17 protein-coding genes and 1 pseudogene are annotated in these 17,372 nt (G+C 72.2%); 9 read left to right on the top strand and 9 right to left on the bottom strand.

What is annotated here, in order from left to right; genetic code table 11:
• Window positions 1–200 precede the first annotated feature (200 nt).
• The 3 genes from A3Q37_RS34700 to A3Q37_RS34710 all read left to right on the top strand — a co-directional run bounded on the left by A3Q37_RS34700 (window position 201) and on the right by A3Q37_RS34710 (window position 3,289).
• On the top strand, window positions 201–1,835 hold the full coding sequence (locus tag A3Q37_RS34700; protein WP_065491164.1) for a S1C family serine protease: 1,635 nt from the start codon (window positions 201–203) through the stop codon (window positions 1,833–1,835).
• 155 nt (window positions 1,836–1,990) lie between these two features.
• On the top strand, window positions 1,991–2,491 hold the full coding sequence (locus A3Q37_RS34705) for a sec-independent translocase (protein ID WP_065491135.1): 501 nt from the start codon (window positions 1,991–1,993) through the stop codon (window positions 2,489–2,491).
• Between the two features lie 126 nt (window positions 2,492–2,617).
• The gene (locus tag A3Q37_RS34710; RefSeq protein WP_065491136.1) at window positions 2,618–3,289 is read left to right on the top strand and encodes a hypothetical protein; all 672 of its coding nucleotides are present in this window, start codon (window positions 2,618–2,620) and stop codon (window positions 3,287–3,289) included.
• Between the two features lie 149 nt (window positions 3,290–3,438).
• On the opposite strand, the gene A3Q37_RS34715 is transcribed toward A3Q37_RS34710, so the two are convergent.
• The 3 genes from A3Q37_RS34715 to A3Q37_RS34725 are packed head-to-tail and all read right to left on the bottom strand — an operon-like array spanning window position 3,439 to window position 6,479.
• Window positions 3,439–4,572: an Mrp/NBP35 family ATP-binding protein gene (locus A3Q37_RS34715; RefSeq protein WP_079138122.1), complete on the bottom strand. Its 1,134-nt coding sequence runs from the start codon at window positions 4,570–4,572 to the stop codon at window positions 3,439–3,441.
• 43 nt (window positions 4,573–4,615) lie between these two features.
• A complete protein-coding gene (locus A3Q37_RS34720) occupies window positions 4,616–5,176 on the bottom strand; it encodes a DUF1003 domain-containing protein (RefSeq protein ID WP_065491138.1) in 561 nt (186 codons plus the stop codon).
• The gene (locus A3Q37_RS34725) at window positions 5,163–6,479 is read right to left on the bottom strand and encodes a magnesium transporter MgtE N-terminal domain-containing protein (protein WP_065491139.1); all 1,317 of its coding nucleotides are present in this window, start codon (window positions 6,477–6,479) and stop codon (window positions 5,163–5,165) included. Before A3Q37_RS34725 ends, A3Q37_RS34720 begins: the two co-directional genes overlap by 14 nt.
• Window positions 6,480–6,744: 265 nt before the next feature.
• On the opposite strand from A3Q37_RS34725, the gene A3Q37_RS34730 reads away from it, so the two are divergent.
• Entirely contained in the window at window positions 6,745–7,512 is a 768-nt protein-coding gene (locus A3Q37_RS34730; RefSeq protein WP_065491141.1) for a hypothetical protein, read from the top strand.
• Window positions 7,513–7,550: 38 nt separating this feature from the next.
• Here A3Q37_RS34730 and A3Q37_RS34735 read toward each other — a convergent pair whose 3' ends face one another.
• Both A3Q37_RS34735 and A3Q37_RS34740 read right to left on the bottom strand, forming a co-directional pair.
• Complete coding sequence (locus tag A3Q37_RS34735; RefSeq protein WP_065491144.1) at window positions 7,551–8,069, bottom strand: hypothetical protein; 519 nt, start codon at window positions 8,067–8,069, stop codon at window positions 7,551–7,553.
• Between the two features lie 172 nt (window positions 8,070–8,241).
• Window positions 8,242–9,369, bottom strand: coding sequence for a magnesium and cobalt transport protein CorA (locus A3Q37_RS34740; RefSeq protein WP_065491146.1), 1,128 nt, complete (start codon window positions 9,367–9,369; stop codon window positions 8,242–8,244).
• A 468-nt stretch (window positions 9,370–9,837) separates the two neighbouring features.
• On the opposite strand from A3Q37_RS34740, the gene A3Q37_RS34745 reads away from it, so the two are divergent.
• Window positions 9,838–10,422, top strand: coding sequence for a suppressor of fused domain protein (locus tag A3Q37_RS34745; RefSeq protein WP_065491148.1), 585 nt, complete (start codon window positions 9,838–9,840; stop codon window positions 10,420–10,422).
• Window positions 10,423–10,443: 21 nt separating this feature from the next.
• On the opposite strand, the gene A3Q37_RS34750 is transcribed toward A3Q37_RS34745, so the two are convergent.
• Window positions 10,444–11,682, bottom strand: a complete 1,239-nt coding sequence (locus A3Q37_RS34750; RefSeq protein WP_065491150.1) for an MFS transporter — start codon at window positions 11,680–11,682, stop codon at window positions 10,444–10,446.
• 179 nt (window positions 11,683–11,861) lie between these two features.
• Here A3Q37_RS34750 and A3Q37_RS34755 point away from each other — a divergent pair, with 179 nt between their 5' ends.
• The 3 genes from A3Q37_RS34755 to A3Q37_RS34765 all read left to right on the top strand — a co-directional run bounded on the left by A3Q37_RS34755 (window position 11,862) and on the right by A3Q37_RS34765 (window position 14,244).
• Complete coding sequence (locus tag A3Q37_RS34755) at window positions 11,862–12,539, top strand: DUF6758 family protein (RefSeq protein WP_079138123.1); 678 nt, start codon at window positions 11,862–11,864, stop codon at window positions 12,537–12,539.
• A 99-nt stretch (window positions 12,540–12,638) separates the two neighbouring features.
• On the top strand, window positions 12,639–13,505 hold the full coding sequence (locus A3Q37_RS34760) for a PHP domain-containing protein (protein WP_065491154.1): 867 nt from the start codon (window positions 12,639–12,641) through the stop codon (window positions 13,503–13,505).
• 133 nt (window positions 13,506–13,638) lie between these two features.
• Window positions 13,639–14,244 carry a MarC family protein gene (locus A3Q37_RS34765; RefSeq protein ID WP_065491156.1) on the top strand — a complete coding sequence of 202 codons (606 nt, stop codon included), beginning with the start codon at window positions 13,639–13,641 and terminating at the stop codon, window positions 14,242–14,244.
• Window positions 14,245–14,326: 82 nt separating this feature from the next.
• Here A3Q37_RS34765 and A3Q37_RS37450 read toward each other — a convergent pair whose 3' ends face one another.
• Window positions 14,327–14,479 (bottom strand): hypothetical protein, encoded by a 153-nt coding sequence (locus tag A3Q37_RS37450; RefSeq protein ID WP_006127395.1) that lies wholly within the window; start codon window positions 14,477–14,479, stop codon window positions 14,327–14,329.
• 207 nt (window positions 14,480–14,686) lie between these two features.
• On the opposite strand from A3Q37_RS37450, the gene A3Q37_RS34770 reads away from it, so the two are divergent.
• On the top strand, window positions 14,687–15,607 hold the full coding sequence (locus A3Q37_RS34770) for an NYN domain-containing protein (RefSeq protein WP_065491158.1): 921 nt from the start codon (window positions 14,687–14,689) through the stop codon (window positions 15,605–15,607).
• 73 nt (window positions 15,608–15,680) lie between these two features.
• Here A3Q37_RS34770 and A3Q37_RS34775 read toward each other — a convergent pair whose 3' ends face one another.
• Complete coding sequence (locus A3Q37_RS34775; RefSeq protein WP_065491160.1) at window positions 15,681–16,538, bottom strand: alpha/beta fold hydrolase; 858 nt, start codon at window positions 16,536–16,538, stop codon at window positions 15,681–15,683.
• A gap of 157 nt (window positions 16,539–16,695) precedes the next feature.
• Window positions 16,696–17,372: pseudogene (locus A3Q37_RS34780) on the bottom strand (ATP-dependent helicase); the annotation flags it as partial.

Genomic DNA, 17,372 nt, shown 5'->3' on the forward strand with positions numbered 1-17,372 from the left:
AAGCGCTCGCCCGGGGCCAAGCCGCCTCGGCTGCGGTCGTTCAGGACGCCGTCCCGCCCGCCCAGAACCGGGCCGCCCAAGGCCAGGCCTCTGCCCCGGCCCCGGCGTCGGCAGCCCACGACCAAGCGCCCGGCCGGGCCGCCCCCGCCGACGAGCCCGGGGAGCAGGCGGTTCCGCGGCCCCGGCCGGCCGGGCAGCCTCTGCATGAGCCCGATGAGTACGGCACTCCGCCCTACGGCGGCCCCGGCCCCTGGGCGCCCGCGCCGCCCGTGCAGCGGCCGACCCCGGCCCACGGCACCGTCGTACCGCCGGGGGCCGGCGGGCCGTCCCCGCAGTACGCCGCGACGAACGGCGCCGGAGTCCCGGCCCCCGTCCCGACATCCGCCGACGGCCACACGCCCCCGCACGCTCAGCCCGCCGGGGGCTTCGCAGCCCCACAGCCCGCGCCCACCGACGCCTTCGCGCCGCCGCACCCCGCACCCACTGACACCTTCGCGCCCCCGCACTCCGCGCCCAACGACGCCTTCCCGCCGCCGCACCCGCAGCCCCAGGCCCACGCGAACGCCCCGCACCCGGCGGCGGCCCACGAGCAGCAGCAGCCTGCCCACCCGGGCCACGGGCCGCAGCACCAGCAGACGCAGTGGCTCCAGTACGACCCCTGGGGCGCTCCGGGGCAGCCGCTGACCCGGCCCGGTCCGCCCGAGGGCGCCGAGCCCGGGCGGAAGAAGCGGCGCGGCGGGGCGTTCGTGGGGGTGCTCCTGCTCGCCCTGGTCGCCAGCGGCGTCGGCGGCGGAGTCGGCGCGTACATCGAGCGCAACGGCGGGCTGACCACCGTCGAACTGCCCCAGGCGGGCCGCGACAACGGCGACCGGGCCCCCGAAAGCGTCGCGGGCATCGCCGCCAGCGCCCTGCCCAGCGTGGTCACCCTGCACGTCAGCGGCACCGCCGAGTCCGGCACCGGCACCGGCTTCGTCCTCGACGGCCAGGGCCACATCCTCACCAACAACCACGTCGTCGCCCCGGCCGGCTCCAGCGGCGACATCACCGTCACGTTCAGCACCGGCGAGACGGCCTCCGCCGAGCTCGTCGGCAAGGACAGCGGCTACGACCTCGCGGTCGTCCGGGTCCGCGGCGTTTCCGGCCTCAAGCCCCTGCCCCTGGGCAACTCCGACAACGTCCAGGTCGGCGACCCCGTCGTGGCCATCGGCGCCCCCTTCGACCTGTCCAACACGGTGACCTCGGGCATCATCAGCGCCAAGCAGCGGCCGATCACCGCGGGCGGCGAGAAGGGCGACGGCAGCGACATCTCCTACGTCGACGCCCTCCAGACCGACGCCCCGATCAACCCGGGCAACTCCGGCGGCCCCCTCGTCGACTCCCAAGCCCACGTCATCGGCATCAACAGCGCCATCCGCGCGGCCGACAGCGGCCGGGGCCCCGAGTCCGGCGGCCAGTCCGGCTCCATCGGCCTCGGCTTCGCGATACCCATCAACCAGGGCAAGCGCGTCGCCGAGGAGCTGATCAGCACCGGCAAGGCCACCCACCCGGTGATCGGCGTCACGCTGGACATGAAATACACCGGCGACGGCGCCAAGGTCGGCACGAAGGGCGCCGACGGCGGCCCCGCCGTCGCCAAGGACGGCCCCGCGGACAAGGCGGGCATCAAGTCCGGCGACGTCATCACGCAGGTCGAGGGCCAGCGCGTGCACAGCGGCGAGGAGCTGATCGTGAAGATCCGGGCCCACCGCCCCGGCGACGATCTCGACCTCAAGCTGACCCGCGGCGGCAAGGAACGGACCGTGACCCTGAAGCTCGGCTCGGCGAGCGGCACATGATCCGGCACAGCGTCTGGCACGGCATCCGGCACGTGCGCGCCACCGCGAGGTACCGCCCGGACACCTTCGACAGGTACCTTTGACCGGTCCGGGCAGCAGGGGGCCCCGGGCCGGGATCGTACGGAGAACACGCGGAGAACACGAGGAGCAACAAGGTGTTCAATGACATCGGCGCACTGGAGCTGCTGACGCTCGGGGTGCTGGCCGTGCTGGTCTTCGGCCCCGACAAGCTGCCCAAGCTGATCCAGGACGTCACGCGCACCATCCGCAAGATCCGCGAGTTCTCGGACAGCGCCAAGGAAGACATCCGTTCCGAGCTGGGCCCGCAGTTCAAGGACTTCGAGTTCGAGGACCTCAACCCCAAGACGTTCGTCCGCAAGCAGCTGATGGACGGCAACGACGACCTGGGGCTGAAGGAGATCCGCGAGAGCTTCGACCTGCGCAAGGACCTGGCCGACGTCACCGACGCGGTCAACGGCCGCACCCCGGCCGCGTCCGATACCGCCAACAGTGCGGCGAACGGCTCTGCGGGCGCGTCGGCCGGCACCCCCTCCACCAGCCTGACCAAGACCGGTGACACCGCTCCTGACCTGCTGAAGAAGGCTCCCGCGCCGGACCGGCCCGAGCGCCCGCCGTTCGACTCCGACGCCACCTGAGCCCCGGTCAATCCCGACTCGTCCGGACGGTATCGCTATTCTCCATCTGTCCGGTTGCGAGGACGCCCAAGCCCGCGGGGGGCGGGCCGCTCCGGATCTTGACCGATCGAGGAGGCGGCCGCGCACATGGAGACGACGAGTCGGATTGATACGGACGGTGTCCCGGGCACGGCCACGGCGGACGAAGCGCCGCAGGAGGCCCTGCCCGCCCGGCGGGCCGTCGACGGCTACCTGGCGGCCACCTTCCCCTGGTACGGGCTGGACGAGGCCTTCACAGGGCCGCGCTGGCTGATGCAGGTCGGCACGGCGGCCGACGGCACCGTGCAGCACGGGGCGACGGGCCACGGTGACGAGCCGTCGGTGAAGTCGGACGGCTCCGCCGACAAGGAGCGGTTCGCCGCGGTGATCACGGTCGCCGCGAGCCCCGTACGGCGCACCGGCGACGGTACGGGCGTGCTGGACGCCACCACGGTGTCCTCGGCGGCCTGGCTCGCGGGCTCCGGCCTGCTGGCGTACACCTGGCCGCCGCAGATGGACCACACCCTGCGCGACGACTGGCTGGACCAGCAGACCGAGACGGCCTTCACCCTCGCCGACGACCTGGGCAGCGCGCCCTGGACGACGCTGTCCCTGCCGGTGGACGGGGTGCCGGTGGAGTTCCACTACCGCGAGTCCGAGTTCGGCTGGGTGCTGGCCGGATCCGCCCACGAGGGCGTGCACATCGGGGCGTACGGGCGGGGGATGAGCGCGTACGGTCTCGGCTTCGCGGTCATCAAGGACATCGAGACGTACGAGTAGGGCCGGGGGCGTCCGGCGGGCCGCTTCGTCCTCAAGCGCCGGACGGGCTGGTTGTGCTCGGCCTCGTCCGGCGCCAGGGCGGAAAAGACGTCCTCAAGCGCCGGACGGGCTGGATGGGTATCCGGACCGGCCAGGTGAGGGTGTGTGCGTCAGAACTTGTTGCGCGGGGTGATCCCCAGCGACATGCCCGACAGGCCGCGCTGACGGCCGCCCAGCTTCTGCGCGATGGCCCGCAGCGCGCTGCCGGCCGGGGAGTCGGGGTCGGACAGGACGACCGGCTTGCCCTCGTCGCCGCCCTCCCGCAGCCGTACGTCGATGGGGATCGCGCCCAGCACCGGCACCTCGGCGCCGACCGTCCGCGTCAGCCCCTCCGCGACCCGCGCGCCGCCGCCCGAGCCGAACACGTCGACCATCTCGTCGCAGTGCGGGCACGGCATGCCCGACATGTTCTCGACGACACCGACGATCTTCTGGTGGGTCTGCACGGCGATCGAACCGGCCCGCTCGGCCACCTCGGCCGCCGCCTGCTGCGGGGTCGTGACGACCAGGATCTCCGCGTTCGGCACGAGCTGCGCCACCGAGATCGCGATGTCGCCGGTGCCCGGCGGCAGGTCCAGCAGCAGGACGTCCAGGTCGCCCCAGTACACATCGGCGAGGAACTGCTGGAGCGCCCGGTGCAGCATCGGACCGCGCCAGACCACGGGCGCGTTGCCCGGGGTGAACATGCCGATGGAGATGACCTTCACGCCGTGCGAGGACGGCGGCATGATCATGTTCTCGACCTGGGTGGGCTTGCCGTCCGCGCCCAGCATCCGGGGCACGCTGTGCCCGTAGATGTCGGCGTCCACGACGCCCACCTTCAGCCCGTCGGCCGCCATCGCCGCAGCGAGGTTCACCGTCACCGAGGACTTGCCGACGCCGCCCTTGCCGGAGGCGACCGCGTACACCCGGGTCAGCGAGCCGGGCTGGGCGAACGGCACCTCGCGCTCGGCGTTGCTGCCGCGCAGCGCGTTCGCCAGCTCCTTGCGCTGTTCGTCGCTCATGACGTCGAGGGTCACCTCGACGCGCGAGACGCCCTCGACCCGGGCGACCGCCTCGGTCACGTTCCGGGTGATCGTCTCGCGCATCGGGCAGCCGGAGACCGTGAGATACACGGTGACAGCGACTACACCGTCAGGATCGATCTCGACCGATTTCACCATGCCCAGCTCGGTGATCGGGCGGTGGATCTCCGGGTCGTTCACTGTCGACAGTGCCTCAAGCACCGCGTCTTCCGTAGCCATACTGACGATGTTACGGCGCGCGGCCCTACGGACGGGTAGTGCCTCAGCGGTCGCCTTCGTCACTCTCGGCCGGGAACAGCATCTGCCGCTCCTCCATGTCCTTCACCATGTCCTGGAGCTCCGAGCGGATCCAGTCCCGGGTGGCGACCTCGCCCAGACCCATCCGCAGCGCCGCGATCTCCCGCGTCAGGTATTCGGTGTCGGCGATGGAGCGCTCGTTCTGCTTGCGGTCCTGCTCGTGCGTGACCCGGTCGCGGTCGTCCTGCCGGTTCTGGGCGAGGAGGATCAGCGGCGCGGCGTACGAGGCCTGGAGGGAGAGCATCAGCGTCAGGAAGATGAACGGGTACTGGTCGAACCGCAGGTCCTTGGGCGCGAAGATGTTCCACAGCACCCAGACGACGATGAACAGCGTCATCCAGACGATGAACCGCCCGGTCCCCAGGAACCGGGCGATCCGCTCCGAGAACCGGCCGAACGCCTCCGGGTCGTACTCCGGCAGCAGCCGCCGGCGCGGCGCCCTCGGCTGGTCCAGCCGGGTGCGCGGGGGCCGCATCAGCCCGGAGGATCCGGTCGAGGACGCCTTCGCCCGCTCATCGCCCGCCATGACCGACCCCCTCCTCCCCGTGCAGGCCCGTCTCCCCGTGCAGATCCGTCAGGTCCGTCTCGCGCCAGTCGTCCGGCAGCAGATGGTCCAGGACGTCGTCCACGGTCACCGCGCCCAGCAGCGAACCGCTCTCGTCCACGACCGGCGCCGAGACCATGTTGTACGCAGCCAGATAGCTGGTGACCAGCGGCAGCGGGGTGTCCGGCGGCAGCGGCACCAGATCGCTGTCGACGATCGAGCTGACCAGGGTGAACGGCGGGTCGCGCAGCAGGCGCTGGAAGTGCACCGTGCCCAGGTACTTCCCCGTCGGGGTCTCGTCGGGCGAGCGGCACACGTACACCTGCGCCGCCAGCGCGGGCGACAGATCCGCCTGCCGTACGCGGGCCAGCGCGTCCGCCACCGTGGCGTCCGGGCGCAGCACGATCGGCTCGGTCGTCATCAGACCGCCCGCCGTCCGCTCCTCGTACGACATCAGGCGCCGTACGTCGGCGGCGTCGTCCGGCCGCATCAGTGCCAGCAGCCGTTCCTTGTCGTCCTCCGGCAGCTCGGAGAGCAGGTCCGCCGCGTCGTCGGGGTCCATCGCCTCCAGGACGTCGGCGGCCCGCTCCTCGGCGAGCTTGCCGATGATCTCCACCTGGTCGTCCTCGGGCAGCTCCTCCAGGACGTCGGCGAGCCGGTCGTCGTCCAGGGCGGCGGCCACCTCCGCCCGGCGCTTGGGCGAGAGGTGGTGCAGGGCGTTGGCCACATCGGTGGGCCGCAGCCGCTCGAACGTGGCGACCAGGTTCTCCGCGCCCTGCCCGTGCTCCTCCAGCGAGAAGCCGCTGACCGCCGACCACTCCACCGTCAGCGTCTCGCCCTTGCGGCGCAGCGCCCCGCCGCGCCCCTTGCGGACGAAGTACTTGTCGATCTCCCAGTCGCGGCGGGCCGGCAGCTGCTGGATGGCCACGTCCAGGACGGTGACCTCCTCGCCTTCCTGGCCATGGCCGTCCACGAGCCGAACCCGCCGGTCCAGGAACTCGCCGAGGACGAGCCGCTCGGTGGGCCGCTGCTCGAAGCGCCGCATGTTGACGACGCCGGTGGTGATGACCTGGCCGGACTCGACGCCCGTCACCCGGGTCATCGGCAGGAAGATCCGCCGGCGGCTGATCACCTCGACCACCAGACCCAGGATGCGCGGCGGCCGCCCGCCGACCCGCAACATCGCCACCAGGTCGCGGACCCGCCCGACCTGGTCGCCGTTCGGGTCGAAGACGGGCACCCCGGACAGATGGGAGACGAAGACCCTGGGGGTGACCGCCGCCATCCGCCGCCTCCTTCGTCCGTCCGTGTCCGTGTGGTCCCGTATCCGGCCGGAACCGTTTCGTCCGGTCCATCGCCGTGCGTACCCGGCTGTCCCGGACCGCCGCCGCCGACCAGCGGATTTCGCCGGTACGCCGGGATCAGGCTAGCCCGTACCGTCCCGCCGCGCCCCGGCGGACCCGTCCGTACGGCTGGCTGCCGGACGGCGCGCGCTCCCCGGGTACGCTGCCGTCTGCTACCCCCGATCGCAGTGGAGAGGCAGTGCGCCCGTGACCTCTTTTGCCCCGGCCGTGCGGAACCATCGCCGGACCGCCCTCGCTCTCGTGCTGTGCGGAGGGCTCACCGTGGTCCTGGCCGCCTGCGGCACGGAGGAGGACCCGGACAAGGGGACCAACGGCGTCGCCAAACTCACCGCCGCCGAGATCGACAAGAAGGCCAGAGCGGCGGCGGACGCGGCGAGCGCCGTACGGCTGTCGGGCACGCTCGTCAGCAAGGGCGGCACCTACCGGCTGGACATGAAGCTCACCGCGAAGGGCGGCATGGGCTCGGTGACCTCGAAGAAGCAGAGCTTCGCCCTGCTGCGGGTCGAGGACGAGCTCTTCCTCAAGGCGCCCGCCGAGTTCTGGACCCACGAGGGCAGCGGCGAGCAGAGCGAGAGCGCCGACGCGGCGGCCGCCGACAAACTGGGCGGCAAGTACGTGAAGGTCCCCGAGGACGACCCCAGCTACCGGCAGCTGCGCGGCTTCACCGACAAGGAGGTCCTGCTCGACGGGCTCCTCGCGCTCCACGGCACGCTCAACAAGGGCGGCCGGGACACCGTCGCCGGGCAGCGCACCATCCAGCTCCTCGGCGGCAAGGGGGAGGGCGGGGCCTTCGACGTCTCGCTGGAGGACGAGCCGTATCCGGTGCGAGTGGCCCGGGGCGGCGGCGGGGGCACGGTCTCGCTGGCCGACTGGGGGAAGTCCTTCCCGCTGGAGGCCCCCGAGAAGGACGACACCGTGGACTACGGCGGGCAGCTCCCGAAGTCCTCCGGCTGAATCCTCCTGCTGGATCCGATGGCCCGTCGCCGGCCGGTTCAGCCCTTCCGGCGGCGCTTCAGCAGCAGCCGGGGGAGCGCCGCCGGGACGGGCTTCCGGGTGGTGGCCGCCGTCGGCAGCGGGACGGCCGCCAGCGAGGTGTCCGGCAGCGCGGTGCTCACGGCCTCGGGCGTCAGCCGCACCACCGTGCACGTGCGCGCCCACCGCTCGGGCATCGCCTCGGCGTCCGGCGCGTTCAGCCGCTTGCCCTTCAGCTCGGCGACCGCCGCCTCCCACTCCTCGGAGCGCGGCGCCAGGAAACGTACCGCCGCACTCCAGGCGACGATCCGGCCTCCCTTGTCCTTGCTGCGTACGGTCACCTCGGCGCGGCCCCCGTCGGCCAGCCCCTCCGGCAGCGGCTGCTCACCGGGACCGCCGCCGACCAGGAGCGCCGCGCCCTCGTGCCAGACGTGCCAGACGGCACGGGCGGGCCCGGAGCCCCGCACCCAGACGAGCCCGGACTTCTTCGTGGCCTCCTCGGCGAGGGCCTTCTCCAGCAGATCGGCGGCGTCAGTCATGGGGGTGAGCTTAGGGGGTGTCTTGCCGATCAGGCCGGGCTCGCGTGCCCTGGCACCGCACCTCGCCGCGTTGTCGTCGGTCGCCGACGCTCCGCGTCGACTCCCTCCTCCGCCTTGCGATGCACGGCACCAGACCCCGCTCCCTGATCCGGCCTGATCGGCAAGACACCCCCTAGAGCCAGCCGTTGCGCTTGAGGATGCGGTGGATCGAGAAACAGACCGCCCCGATGACGCCGAGCACCAGCGGATAGCCGTACTTCCACTCCAGCTCCGGCATGTAGTCGAAGTTCATGCCGTAGACGCCGCAGATCATCGTCGGCACGGCGATGATCGCCGCCCAGGAAGTGATCTTGCGCATGTCCTCGTTCTGCGTGACCGTCGCCTGCGCCAGATTGGCCTGGAGGATCGAGTTCAGCAGCTCGTCGAAGCCGAGAACCTCTTCCTGGACCCGGGCGAGGTGGTCGGCGACATCGCGGAAGTACTTCTGGATGTCGGGGTCGATCAGCCGCATCGGACGCTCGCTCAGCAGCTGCATGGGCCGCAGCAGCGGGGACACGGCCCGCTTGAACTCCAGCACCTCGCGCTTGAGTTGGTAGATCCGGCCGGCGTCCGAGCCGCGCGCGGAGCCCTTCGCCGGGGTGGAGAAGACATCGATCTCCACCTCGTCGATGTCGTCCTGCACGGCCTCGGCCACCGCGATGTACCCGTCGACCACATGGTCGGCGATGGCGTGCAGCACGGCGGACGGGCCCTTGGCGAGCAGCTCCGGATCGTCCTGGAGGCGGTGGCGCAGGGCGCGCAGGGAGCCCTGGCCGCCGTGCCGGACGGTGATGACGAAGTCCCGGCCGGTGAAGCACATCACCTCACCGGTCTCCACGACCTCGCTGGTCGCGGTCAGTTCGGCGTGCTCCACGTAGTGGATCGTCTTGAAGACGGTGAACAGCGTGTCGTCGTACCGCTCCAGCTTGGGCCGCTGGTGGGCGTGGACGGCGTCCTCCACCGCCAGCGGGTGCAGCCCGAACTCCCGGGCGATGCCCGCGAATTCGGCCTCCGTCGGCTCGTGCAGTCCGATCCACGCGAAGCCGCCCTCCTCCCGCACCTGGAGCATCGCCTCGTGCGGGGTCGGGGCGGCGGGCGTCACCAGCCGGCGGCCGTCGCGGTAGACCGCGCAGTCGACGACCGCGCTGGAGGCGGACGGGTCGCGGGTGGTGTCGTACGCGTTGTAGGGAGTGCTGTTCTTACGGAGGGACGGGCGCAGGGACGGGCGCACGGCGGCGCGCAGGTCACGGATCATCGACATGGCTGGCTCCTTCACGGAGGGCCGTCGGCGAGGGCGTGGAACAGCCCGGAATGGGGACGTGTGCTCACGTCCGCAAAGCGGGCTCCACCGCGCGGGCGCGATGACGGCGTTCGCTACAGACAGGCAAAAACGCGCTACAGGCAGGCAGGAACGAAGGGCTCTTCCGTCACGCGAACCGGTGCCGGGGAGTCGTCCGGACACGACGGCGATGTCGGCCCCGGGCGACCGACGAAAGGCGTCGGATCAACGGGAAAGGCGAGGCGCGGAAGAGCGGTCGGTACTGCACGGTCGACTTGGATCCATAGCAGTCCCCACCTCCTCCGGCCGGTCCCCCGTGGGGGACGACGTGTCGTCGGGACGAAGAAGAGCGACGCTTCTGCGTGCTGTCCCGACCGGCGGCCAGGCTACCAGCCGCTCAAGGCCCAATCCCGTACTTTGCCCATTCACTACGCGATCTATGCTCGCCGCATGGCAGAAATTCTTCCGCTGGTCGAGGCCCGGCTCCGTTCCGCCCTCGGGGAACCGGACGCCCGCGCCGATGTGACGTTCCTCGGCACGGACCGCATCGAGGTCCTGCGCTTCCTCGACGGCGACATCGTGCGCTACGCGACGCTCGGCATGTCGGGCGCGCCGATGGCCGACCCCACCTCCCCGCTCGCCGACCCGGTGAAGGGGCCCCGCGCCGAGCTGATCCTCTCCGTACGGGGCGGAATCGCCGACACCGACCAGGTGCTGCGCCCGCTCGCCGTGCTGGCCGCCTCCCCGCAGGTCGAGGGGTTGATCGTGGCCCCGGGCGCCTCGCTGGACCTGGGCGAACCGCTGTGGACCGGGGCGCCGTTCACCTCGGTGCTGGTCGCGGAGTCCGGCGGACTGGTGGCGGACCTGGAGCTGGACGAGCCGATGGACCCGGTGCGCTTCCTGCCGCTGCTGCCGATGACGCACAACGAGGCCGCCTGGAAGCGGGTGCGCGGTGCGCAGGAGCTCCAGGAGCGGTGGCTGACGCACGGCACGGACCTGCGCGATCCGCAGCGCACGTCCGTACCGCTGGACTGACCCGTCCCTTCGGAGGGGCGGTCAGTCGGCGAAGACCGTGACGCTGTCCTCCATCGCGTGGACCGGCTCCAGCTCCTCGGCCTCGTGGGTCAGCGCCGTACGACGTACGCCCACGACGGCCGCTCCGACGAGGGCGGCGAGCGCGGCGACGACGAACGGGATGTGGATGTCGGTCCACTCCTCGATCTTCGGGGCGAGGAAGGGGGCCGCCGCCGCGGCGAACCAGCGGACGAAGTTGTATCCGGCGCTGGCCACGGGGCGCGGGGCGTCGGAGACCCCGAGGGCCAGCTCGGTGTAGACGGTGTTGTTCATGCCGATGAACGCGCCGGAGACGATCGTGGCGACGACCGCTGTGGTGTGGCTGCCGTACCCGAGGACCAGCAGGTCGGCGGCGAGCAGGACCAGCGAGGCGCCGAGCACCGTGAGCGAGCCGAAGCGGCGCTGGAGGCGCGGGGCGACCAGCACGGAGAAGACGGCGAGCAGCAGGCCCCAGGCGAAGAAGACCGCACCCGACCTGTACGGGGTCATGTCCAGCACGAACGGTGTGAAGGCCAGGATCGTGAAGAAGGCGTAGTTGTAGAAGAACGCCGAGGCCGCCACCGAGGCCAGCCCGCCGTGGCCCAGCGCTTTCACGGGATCGAGCAGTGAGGTCTTGCGGGCGGGCTTCGGCTGCTCCTTGAGGAACGCGGCGATGCAGAGGAAGCCGATCGCCATCAGCGCCGCCGTGCCGAAGAACGGGTAGCGCCAGCTGGCGTCCCCGAGCAGCGCGCCGAGCAGCGGCCCGCACGCCATGCCGAGGCCGAGCGCCAACTCGTACAGCAGGATCGGCGCCGCGCTGCCGCCCGCCGCCGCTCCGACGATCACCGCGAGGGCGGTCGAGACGAAGAGGGCGTTGCCCAGGCCCCAGCCGGCCCGGAAGCCGACGAGTTCGGCGACGGAGGACGAGGTGCCGGAGAGCGCGGCGAAGACGACCACGAGCGCGAGACCGGCCAGCAGCGTCTTGCGGCCGCCGATGCGGCTGGAGACGAATCCGGTGACCAGCATCGCGAAGGCGGTGATCAGGAAGTACGAGGTGAACAGCAGCGACACCTGACTCGCCGAGGCGTCCAGACCCTGGGCGATCGACGGCAGGATCGGGTCCACCAGGCCGATCCCCATGAAGGCCACGACCGAGGCGCCCGCCGTGGCCCAGACGGCCTTGGGCTGACGCAGGATGCCGCCGCCCGTGGCTCCTTCGTCGAACGGATCCTCTTCCCGCATGGGCTCTCTCCTTCTCTTCCGGCCTTCTCTTCCGGCCTCGCAAGGTCGATGCGCTATGCACAGAATAAGTTAGACAATCTAATAAATGCAAACTACATCTATTTTCCCCGGTCAGGGCCACGCTGCGGACGGGTGATCGTCCTTGACGGGAGGACCGGCGGAGAGGACGGTTGGTCCTTATGAGGGGCGAACCCAGTTGCCCGAAGTGCGGTGGCCGGGTCAGGGCGCCCGGTCTCTTCGCCGACGCCTGGCAGTGCTCCGTGCACGGCCAGGTCCACCCCATGCAGCCGGTCGTCCCGCCCAGCGTCGAGGCGCTCGGCGTCGTGGTCCACCGCACCCAGGTCCCCGTCTGGATGCCCTGGCCGCTCCCCGTCGGCTGGCTGTTCACCGGCGTCGCCAGCGCGGGCGACGACCGCAGCGGCGGACGCGCGAGCGCCGTGGCCTGCTCCGGACCCGGCCCGCTGGGCGGGATGGGCGAACTGCTCCTCGTCGCCGAGGAACTCGGCGTCGGACTCGGCGCCCGGTACGCCGGCATCGAGGGCCCCGACCCCGGCCACCACCTGAACGTCGACTCCGCCCCCGACGCCAAGGTCCACGCCGCCGGCCGCCCCACCCCGCTCTGGCACGTCAGGAACGCCCCCGAGGACCGCGCCGTCTTCGCGGGCGAGGCGCGGGGGCTCTGGCTCTGGGCGATCCTGTGGCCCGAGCAGTCCGGGCTCCTGATGTACGACGAACTCGTCCTGACCGATCTGCGGGACGCCGGGGGAGAGGTCGACCTCGTCCCCTGCGGCGCGCTCACCCCCCGCCTGCTCACCGCCCCGGATGCGCCGCCCCGGCAGGGCAAGGGCGAGCGCTAGATCACGTGGGACAGAGGGCTTTCGCGGCCTGAGGCCCGGCGGGCGACGGTTATCCTTGAGCGGTCCCCCGTCCGCCCGCGAGCCCTGGAGTCAGCCGTCGTGCGTATCGACCTGCACACCCACTCCACCGCGTCGGACGGCACGGACACCCCCGCCGAGCTGGTCGCCAACGCCGCCGCCGCGGGCCTGGACGTCGTCGCGCTCACCGACCACGACACCGTCGGCGGCCACAAGCAGGCCATCGACGCGCTGCCCGAGGGGCTCACCCTCGTCACCGGCGCCGAACTCTCCTGCCGCGTCGACGGCGTGGGCATGCATCTGCTCGCCTACCTCTTCGACCCGGCCGACGCCGAACTGGAGCGCGCCCGGGAGCTCGTCCGCGACGACCGGGTGCCGCGCGCCCAGGAGATGGTCCGCAAGCTGCGCGCCCTCGACGTCCCCATCACCTGGGAGCAGGTCGCCCGCATCGCCGGGGACGGCTCGGTCGGCCGCCCGCACGTCGCCGCCGCCCTCGTCGAACTCGGCGTCGTGCCCACCGTCTCCGACGCCTTCACGTCCGACTGGCTGGGCAACGGCGGCCGGGCGTACGCCGAGAAGCACGAGTTCGACCCCTTCGAGGCCGTCCGCCTGGTCAAGGCGGCGGGCGGGGTCACCGTCTTCGCCCACCCGGGCGCGGTGAAACGCGGCGCGGTCGTCCCCGAGTCCACGATCGTCGCCCTCGCCGAGGCGGGCCTCGACGGCCTTGAGGTCGACCACATGGACCACGACGAGCCCACCCGGGCCCGGCTGCGCGGCCTCGCCCGCGAACTGGGGCTGCTGACGACCGGCTCCAGCGACTATCACGGCAGCCGGAAATCCATCGAGCTCGGCGCGTGCACCACCGATCCCGAGATCTACGGCGAGATCACCCGGCGCGCGACGGGAGCCTTCCCGGTGCCGGGCGCCGGTGGAGCCGTCCGCCGCTGAGGCTCGCAGCACCTTCGCCGTACCCCGTTCCTCTCCCCGCGCGCTCCCGCGCCCCCCTGCCGTCGTGCGCCGACGGCCGCCGGCCCGGCCCGCGCGCCCCCGTACCGCCCGCTCATCTCTCGCAAGGCTCACTGTGTTCGACGTCGCTGTCTTCGGATCCCTTTTTCTCACCCTATTTGTCATCATGGACCCGCCCGGGATCACACCGATCTTCCTCGCCCTCACCGCGGGCCGCCCCGCCAAGGTGCAGCGCAGGATGGCGCTCCAGGCGGTCACGGTCGCGTTCGGCGTGATCGCCGTCTTCGGTCTGCTCGGCCAGCAGATCCTCGACTATCTGCATGTCTCCGTGCCCGCGCTGATGATCGCGGGCGGCCTCCTGCTGCTGCTCATCGCGCTCGACCTGCTGACCGGCAAGACGGACGAGCCGACGCAGACCAAGGACGTCAACGTGGCGCTCGTACCGCTGGGCATGCCGCTGCTCGCCGGGCCCGGCGCCATCGTCTCGGTCATCCTCGCCGTGCAGCACGCCGACGGTGTGGGCGGCCAGCTCTCGGTGTGGTCCGCGATCGTCGCCATGCACGTCGTGCTCTGGCTGACCATGCGCTATTCGCTGGTCATCATCCGCGTCATCAAGGACGGCGGTGTGGTGCTGGTGACCCGGCTCGCGGGCATGATGCTCTCCGCCATCGCCGTCCAGCAGATCATCAACGGCGTCACCCAGGTCATCCAGAACTCCTGAGACCCGCGCACGCCCCCGCACACCACAGCACCCCCGCACGGACGTTCCGTGCGGGGGTGCCTCGTCTTCACAACGTCAGGTGTTACGAGGCCGAACTGTCGGCCGGCCGGATGTAGATGCGCTGGCCCGTAGCCGCGGCCTGCTGCACGATCCGGTTGACGGAGGCGGCGTCCACGACGGTGCTGTCCACGGCGGTACCGTCGACGTCGTCGAGGCGCATGATCTCGAAGCGCATGGGGCTTCCCTTCGTCTGATCCTCCTGCTGGAGAACTGCTGGCGCCGGTGGGGCGTCCCACCGGCAAGACTAGGAACGCGAGGTTTCCCTCGCGTTCCCCGAGGGTGACAACGAGTTGCCCCCGGCAAACATTCCCTACGCTAAGGAAATTTTTTGGATGTCTAAATACCCGTCGGTAGCCACACCGCCACAGACCATGAGGTCCGCATGAACGAGGCGGACCCGCAGCACACCGGTCCCACCGAGGGGGCCGACCTCGCCGCCCGCCTGGACCGCACCAACGAGCTGCTCCAGCGCATGCTCGTCGAGGTGGCGAAGACCCCCTCGACGCACGCCATCTTCGTGGACGCCGGCTATGTCTACGCCGCGGCCGGGCTGCTCGTCACCGGCACCGAGGACCGGCGCTCCTTCGACCTCGACGCGGAGGGGCTGATCGAGGCCTTCATCGACAAGGCCCGCACGATCTTCGCCGACAGCAGGCTGCTGCGCGTCTACTGGTACGACGGGGCCCGGCGCCGTATCCACACCACCGAACAGCAGGCCATCGCCGAACTCCCCGACGTCAAGGTGCGGCTCGGCAACCTCAACGCCAACAACCAGCAGAAGGGCGTCGACTCCCTCATCCGCACCGACCTCGAATCGCTCGCCCGGCACCGCGCCATCAGCGACGCGGCGCTCGTCGGCGGCGACGAGGACCTGGTCTCGGCGGTCGAGGCCGCCCAGGGGTACGGGGCCCGCGTCCACCTCTGGGGCATCGAGGCCGGCGAGGGCCGCAACCAGGCCGAACCCCTGCTCTGGGAGGTCGACAGTCAGCGCACCTTCGACCTGGACTTCTGCCGCCCCTACGTCACCCGGCGGCCCGTCACCATGTACGAGGACGACACCCCGGCCCCCTCCCGGGAGGACGTCCGCTTCGTCGGCGCGCAGATCGCGGCCGCCTGGCTCGCCTCCCGGGGCCGGGAATCCCTCGCCGACCTGCTGCCCGGACACCCCTTCCTGCCGGGCTCCGTCGACCAGGACCTCCTGGTGGAGGCCGAACGGCTGCTCCAGCACTCACTGCGCGGCCACGCGCATCTGCGGCGGGCGCTTCGCGACGGCTTCTGGCAGCACTTGCAGGCGCAGTACTGACGCAGCGGCTCTTCTTGTGGGTACGGAGCCGGGGCGGGCGGATCCGTGCCCGGGACCCGGGTCGGCGGACCCCTCAGGCGCCCGGCAGGCCGGCCCAGAACGCGGCCAGCGCCTCCGCGGTCTCCTGCGGGCGCGCGGTGTTGGGGGAGTGCTCGGCGCCGGCGATCGTGGTGCGGTGGGCGCCGAGACGCCGCGCCATCGCGTCGAACAGCTCCACCGGCCACACGTCGTCGCGCTCCCCGGACAGCACATGGACGGGCAGCCCGACGGCGGCCAGCTCGTCCACCCGGTCCGGCTCGGCCGCCAACTGGGCCCCGGTGGCGATCAGCTGGGCCGGGTTGTGGGCCAGCCACCGGCGGCGCAGGCCCGCGCCGTCGCCGGTGTCCGCGTCCTGCGGGGGATCCATCGCCTGCATCGCCTGCCACACCTCGTCCATGGACAGCACGGCCAGCGCGTCGCTCAGCATCTTCACCTTGTCGCGCTGGGCCGCGACGACCTCGGCGGGGCCCGAGGACATCAGCGTCAGCGAGCGGAACGGGGCGGCGTCCAGCAGGACGGCGGCGCGGGCGATCTGACCGCCGAGCGAGTGCCCCAGCAGATGCAGCTCCCCTCGGCCCTCGCCCAGAGCCGCCGCCTGGGCCAGCACGTCCCGAGCCAACTCGCCCTGGGCATACGACTCCTGACGGTCCGTCCCCTTGGACTCGTACTGCCCCCGGCCGTCCACGGCGACCACGCGGTAGCCCGCCCCGGTCAACGGTTCCAGCAGCGCGATGAAGTCCTCCTTGCTGCCGGTGTACCCGGGCAGCAGCAGGGCGGTGGCCCGGGCCGGGGTACGCGGCACGGCGTCCAGGACGGCGAAGTCGCCGCGCTCGGTGGCCAGGACACGGGCGCGGGCGCAGGGCGGCGGGGTGAAGGTGGGCGGGCGGCTCATACGGCGAGGCTATCCCCGCCGCCCCCGGCCCGACGTCAACGGGGCACCTCTCCCGCACCGTCGGCCGTCCGCCCGGGCAGCGGAAACGGCCCCGGCCCCCGCGCGATGCGGGGGCCGGGGCCGTTGTCGTGCCGGTCGTGCGGTGGCGTCGGAAGCGTCAGCCCTCGGCCGTGACCGAGGCGGCGCCCGCGGGGCGGGTGGCCCGGCGGCGACGCGGCTTCGGCTCGGCGGCGGCCTCGCTCACCACGGCCTCGGCCGCGGAGACCACGGCGGCCTCCTGCGTCGCGGTCGAGGTGACGCTGCGGGTCGCGCGACGGCGGCGCGGCTTGGCCTCCGCCCCGTCGGCCGGAGCCTCGACGGCGGGCTGCTCGGCGGCGACGGCCTTGGCGGTGGCCTTGGTCGCCTTCGCCGCGGGCTCCGCCGTCTCCGCCTTCGCGCGGGACTTCGTCGCCCTGGTCGCCCGGGCCTTCGGCTCGGCGGCCGGCGCGGACTCGGTGGCCTCGGCCTCGGCCTTCGGCTCAGCCTTCGCCTTGGGCTCGGCCTTCGGCTTCGACTCCGTCTTCGGCTTCGTGGCGCGGGCCGGGCGGCGACGCGTCCTGACCTCGGGCTCCGGCTCGGCGGCCGGGGCGATCTGGAAGTCGACCTCGTCGGCCGGCTTCACGATCCGGGTGCGGCGGCGCGGCCGGACGGCCTTAGGCTCGGCGGCCGGCTCGGTCACACCCGCCGCGACGGCCACGGTCTGGAACTCGGCCGGGGCCGGGGCGGCGGCCGGAGCCGCGGCGACGGGCGCGGCCGTCTCCTCGGCCACCGGCTTCGCCGCGGCGCGGCTGCGAC

It is taken from the genome of Streptomyces sp. PTY087I2, from assembly GCF_001687325.1.
Classification (GTDB): Bacteria; Actinomycetota; Actinomycetes; order Streptomycetales; family Streptomycetaceae; genus Streptomyces.

Bases quoted from the DNA above. Each gene is read 5' to 3' on its own strand.
- A3Q37_RS34755 (WP_079138123.1), top strand. From the start codon at position 11,862: ATGAGGGGCGAACCCAGTTGCCCGAAGTGCGGTGGCCGGGTCAGGGCG.
- A3Q37_RS34715 (WP_079138122.1), bottom strand. From the start codon at position 4,572: ATGGCTACGGAAGACGCGGTGCTTGAGGCACTGTCGACAGTGAACGAC.
- A3Q37_RS34775 (WP_065491160.1), bottom strand. From the start codon at position 16,538: ATGAGCCGCCCGCCCACCTTCACCCCGCCGCCCTGCGCCCGCGCCCGT.
- A3Q37_RS34735 (WP_065491144.1), bottom strand. From the start codon at position 8,069: ATGACTGACGCCGCCGATCTGCTGGAGAAGGCCCTCGCCGAGGAGGCC.
- A3Q37_RS34710 (WP_065491136.1), top strand. From the start codon at position 2,618: ATGGAGACGACGAGTCGGATTGATACGGACGGTGTCCCGGGCACGGCC.
- A3Q37_RS37450 (WP_006127395.1), bottom strand. From the start codon at position 14,479: ATGCGCTTCGAGATCATGCGCCTCGACGACGTCGACGGTACCGCCGTG.
- A3Q37_RS34725 (WP_065491139.1), bottom strand. From the start codon at position 6,479: ATGGCGGCGGTCACCCCCAGGGTCTTCGTCTCCCATCTGTCCGGGGTG.
- A3Q37_RS34750 (WP_065491150.1), bottom strand. From the start codon at position 11,682: ATGCGGGAAGAGGATCCGTTCGACGAAGGAGCCACGGGCGGCGGCATC.
- A3Q37_RS34720 (WP_065491138.1), bottom strand. From the start codon at position 5,176: ATGGCGGGCGATGAGCGGGCGAAGGCGTCCTCGACCGGATCCTCCGGG.
- A3Q37_RS34745 (WP_065491148.1), top strand. From the start codon at position 9,838: ATGGCAGAAATTCTTCCGCTGGTCGAGGCCCGGCTCCGTTCCGCCCTC.
- A3Q37_RS34770 (WP_065491158.1), top strand. From the start codon at position 14,687: ATGAACGAGGCGGACCCGCAGCACACCGGTCCCACCGAGGGGGCCGAC.
- A3Q37_RS34740 (WP_065491146.1), bottom strand. From the start codon at position 9,369: ATGTCGATGATCCGTGACCTGCGCGCCGCCGTGCGCCCGTCCCTGCGC.